This window comes from Treponema endosymbiont of Eucomonympha sp. (assembly GCF_001028545.1).
In genome coordinates this window covers 1-1,566 of record NZ_BBPW01000149.1, presented here as the reverse complement: position 1 = coordinate 1,566, position 1,566 = coordinate 1, and the positions used below count along the sequence as shown (strand labels likewise).

2 protein-coding genes are annotated in these 1,566 nt (G+C 58.9%); one reads left to right on the top strand and one right to left on the bottom strand.

Annotated elements, in window-relative coordinates:
• Positions 1–178: 178 nt before the first annotated feature.
• A complete protein-coding gene (locus AWU74_RS05460) occupies positions 179–886 on the bottom strand; it encodes an HU family DNA-binding protein (RefSeq protein WP_062328413.1) in 708 nt (235 codons plus the stop codon).
• Between the two features lie 234 nt (positions 887–1,120).
• Here AWU74_RS05460 and AWU74_RS05455 point away from each other — a divergent pair.
• On the top strand, positions 1,121–1,566 hold a 446-nt coding region (locus tag AWU74_RS05455), incomplete at its 3' end, for a pyridoxal-phosphate dependent enzyme (protein WP_162504871.1).

Genomic DNA, 1,566 nt, shown 5'->3' with positions numbered 1-1,566 from the left:
ACCCTGCCACTTTTTATGCCCGGCGCTGTGCCCTTCGGTAAAACGCAAAGCAGGCGGGCGCCGTAATACAGAGATACTCTAACCTATGGGTTAGAGTATCTCTGCACTGTAGGTTAGAGTATCTCTAACGCATAGGTTAGAGCACCTCTAACGCGTAGGTTAGAGCATCTCTAACACGCTAGGATACGGTGAGGTTTTTGTTGTAGGTGAACGAGTGCGGCGTCTTGAGGAGTTTGCCGCTGGTATACTGGGTAACTATCCGCGCCCGATAGGTTCCCGCGTCAAGATCGGGGATGACCGCGATGATTTCGCCCGGATTGTTCACCACAAGCTCGCTCGCGTCGACCTTGACCGGCTCGCCGCTCGCGGGCACGAAGTACAAGTCGACCGAGGCATCTTCGCCCGCGATTCTCAGCTTGACGCCGCTGAGCTTCGCGTCTTTGCCCGGCGTCAGGGCGCCGTTGACGCTGCCCGTCTTTATGTCCGTCACGGAGCTTATCACCGTGCCCGTGAGCACGGCGGCGACCTTCTTGACCCTGATTTTGCCGACCGCCTCGCGGAGCGCGGCGCCCGCGTGCAGGTTCGCCTTTATGCGGTGCTTGGCGGGGTCGAAGCTGTCGTCCGCGCCGCTGAACACCCCCTGTATGCTGGGAAAGGCGTTGAACAGGTCGAAATGCACCGCCCCGCCGTCGGCGATGATGTCCGCGATTACCTGCTTCGCGGCTTCCAGCACGGAGGCGACGTCGCTCCGCGTTAGCCCCGCCCCGATTTTCATGATTCGGTCGGCAATATCGCCCGCCGTGTATGACCTTACGTTGACGACCTGCGCCCGCGTGTCCCCCTCGGCTTTGGTCAGTTCATTGTCCTCAAGCGTGTACTCAAGCATGTTTCTTCCTTTGTAGCGCTGCGTACGTTAAAACTGCCGCCATCATAGCGCGTACCGGGGAATATAGATAGCGGGGGTGGGTGAGGACGTGCCGATAGCGCGGGAAGCCGCCGAAGGCTTCAGCCTTGTTTTTCGGGCGACTTGCCGTCTGAGGAATCGCGGCGCCGGAACCTCTTGACAGTACAGAGCGACGCGTGATATGTTCCCTCCGTCAAGTGAACAGGGGCTGTGTTTGTGCAGACGGTTTTTGATTTGGTGGGAAACACGCCGCTTGTCGCGCTGCGGAGAATCTCTCAGGGATTAAACGGCGTGTCGCTTTTCGCAAAAGCGGAGTTTCTTAATCCCAGCGGGTCGGTAAAAGATAGGGCGATAAAGGCGCTCATTCTGAGCGGCATTAAACAGGGACGCTTAACCGGCGGCAAAACCATTGTTGACGCGACAAGCGGCAACAGCGGCATTTCTTACGCTATGTTTGGCGCGGCTGCGGGGTTTCCGGTAACGCTGTACGTGCCCGCCAATGCCAGCCGCGAGCGGAAGGCTATGATGCGGTATTTCGGCGCGGCGGTGGTGGAGACGGACCCGCTGGAAGGCTCGGACGGCGCGTATCTGGTTGCGCGGAAGGCGGTTTTTGCCGACCCGGACCACTGGGCTTATCCCGATCAGTACAATAATGCGGAAAA